General features: G+C 73.3%; 1 protein-coding gene. It reads right to left on the reverse strand.

What is annotated here, in order from left to right; translation table 11 throughout:
* The coding region (locus tag SACHA_RS20155; RefSeq protein WP_332253536.1) for a carboxyl transferase domain-containing protein at positions 1-2,795 on the reverse strand (2,795 nt) is incomplete at both ends.

The following is a 2,795-nucleotide window of genomic DNA, read 5'->3' on the forward strand; positions in this document are numbered from 1 at the left end:
CGCGGCGTCGTCGCCCGCCGACCGGTCCCCCTCCAGGGCGGCGACCCGTTCGTCGGCGGCGGTGCGGGCGTTGACCTCCCCGGAGAACACCACCGCCGCGGCCGGGGCGCCGCCGATCACCGAGGCGAACGACCCGTCGACGGCGAGCACCGTCATGTTCGGGTTCAACGCCTTGGAGAACACCACGAACGCCCCACCGTGGTAGCGGGACACGACGCAGAACACGATCGGGCCGGAGAAGTTGACGATCGCCCGCCCGATCTCGGCGCCGTACTCGAGCTGCAGTTCGCGCATCGACTCCGGGGAGCCGTCGAACCCGGACAGGTTCGCCAGCACCACCAGCGGCCGATTCCCGCTGGCGGTGTTGATGGCCCGCGCGACCTTCTTCGACGACCGGGGGAACAGCGTGCCCGCGGTGTAGGTGTCCGGGCCGTCCGTCGGCGGGAACCCGCGCCGGGACACCGAGCGCGACTCGACGCCGACGAGACAGACCGGCCACCCGCCCAGGTGCACGTCCTGCACGACCGCCGTGTCCGCCTCGGCCATGCCGGCCCAGCGTTCCAGCACCGGATGGTCGGTGTCGGACACGGCGCGCATCACGGTCCGGATGTCGAACGCCTTCTTGCGGTCGGGGTTCGTCTCCGGGGAGAAGATCTCCCCCACCGTGGTGAAGTCGCTGCCCTCCGCGCTGTGCGGGTAGTCGGACACGTCCCGGTCGCGCGGGTCCACCGTGTCGGCGCGCCGGGGCCCGCCCTCCCCCGGCGCGACGTAGCTGTGGTCGTAGTGCGCCATCAGGACCTCACGGGCCCCCGCCAGGTCCGGAGCCCAGTACTGCGCCTGGCCGTTCGGGCCCATCACCCGGTCGTAGCCGCCGATGCCGTGGTTGTCCTCGGCCGAGACGCCGCCGGAGAAGTCGAGTGACTGCTTGCCGGTGAGCACCATCGCCGAGTCGGGGGTCATCACCAGGATGCCCTTCGTGTGCATCAACATGGTCGCCTCGGCGTTCCAGTACGGCTGGGCGCCCACGTTGATGCCGGCCACCACGACGTTGATCTCGCCACCGTCCTGGGTGAAGTGCACGATGCGCCGCAGCGCCGCCGCCACCCAGTCCATGTTCTCCGTGCCGGAGTCCATCGCGATCCGCGCACCGGCGGACAGCGCGAACCACTCCACGGGGACCCGGAGCCGCTCGGCCAGGTCGAGCGCACCGATCACCCGGGCGCACTCCGGCTCGGACAGCGCGCCGAGCGCCTTCGTCGGGTCGCCCAGCAGGACCACCCGGGCCACGCCCTCGGGGAACCGCGCCGTCGGGGTGGTGACCACCCCGGTGACGATGCCCGCGGTGTTCCCGCCCCGGGGTCGGTCGACCGGCGCGAGCGCGCCGTCGTCGGCCAGGTCGTACTCGACGAACGATCCGTCGTCGCCCGCGAGCAGGTCGGTCAGTTCGTACGGGTGGACCGTGCCACGACGGCGGGCCCGCAGGACCTGCTGTCCGTAGTCGTCCACCGGCTCGACCGGCTCGGTGGCGGGGGCTCCCCGCCACATCCGCACCCCGCCGTCGGTCCAGCGGAGGTGGATCGCGATGTCGTGCGAACGGCCGGTGTCCGGGTCGCGCTGCCGTCCGACGAACTCGATCTCCTCAAGGCCCGCGTCGGCGGTGGTGGGCAGCACCCGCCGGGACATCTCCCGCAGTTCCTCCAACGTCAGGTCGCTGTCCGGCCAGACGTAGATCAGAACCCGGTTCGTGTCGAACCGGCGCCGCTCCGGCCTCCGGGCCTGCTCCTTGCGGATGGCGTCGAGGCAGCCCGCCAGTGCCCCCTCGACCGCGGGCAGCGCGGCGAGCCTGCCCTCCCGGTCGCGCAGCGGGGTGAGGTCGCGCACCTGCGCCATCGCCACCAGCCGCTCGTCGGCCGGGTTCCGCGTGGCCACACAGCGGAACAGGTACACGTCCTCGTCGGCCGACGGCAGCCGGGTGAGGTCGAACCGGTTCAGCCGGTGCAGCTGCAGGCGCTGCGCGACCAGCGGGTGCAGCCCGCGGATCAGCCGGTTTTCGGTGAGTCCCGACGGCGACGGGCGGAAGGTGAAATGGTGGTGCATCGCGGCGCCGCTGCGTCCCGCCACCGTGGCGGTGACCCGGCGCACCCGGCCGGGCAGGGACACCTCGGACAGCGCCGCGACCAGTTTCGCGGCCGTGGTGTCCTCGTCGTCCGGCCGGTCGGGCCAGGTCAGGTACAGATCGACGACGAGGTCCGGCCCGGCGTCGCGCCCGTGCGGCACCCGCTGGGCCGCCTCCGCCATCGCGTGCAGCGCGTCGGGAAGCCCGGAGACGTCGGCGGCGGTGGACAGCAACCGCAGCCGGTCGCCGTCGAGGTCGTACTCGGCGGTCACGCAGGCCCGGCCGGCGACCCGGGTGACCGTGACGTTCTCCAGGGCACGGTCCCGGTAGTAGCGCCGCGCCATGACCTCCAGCAGGGGCCCGGTGTCGGTGTCCGGCCTGCCGATGCGCTGCCCGAGCAGCCGGACGAGCGGTTCGGGCGAGGCCACCAGCTCCGCGATGCGCTCCTGCCGGTCGGACGCGGCGGGGTGGTGGTCCAGGTACCGCAGGTGTTTCCGGGCGCCCGCGTAGACCTCGGCGCGGGTGCGCCGCAGCATCGGCTGGGCGAACCAGCGGAACACCACACCACGCGCCAGATCGCCGACCGTGGGGAAACGCACCTGGGTGGCCACGACGAGGTGCTCCAGCACGTGCCCGGCAGTCTCCCGCACCGGCCCCGCCGGGGCGGGGCCCGCGAGCC

The sequence above is a fragment of the Saccharomonospora halophila 8 genome, from assembly GCF_000383775.1.
GTDB lineage: Bacteria > Actinomycetota > Actinomycetes > Mycobacteriales > Pseudonocardiaceae > Saccharomonospora > Saccharomonospora halophila.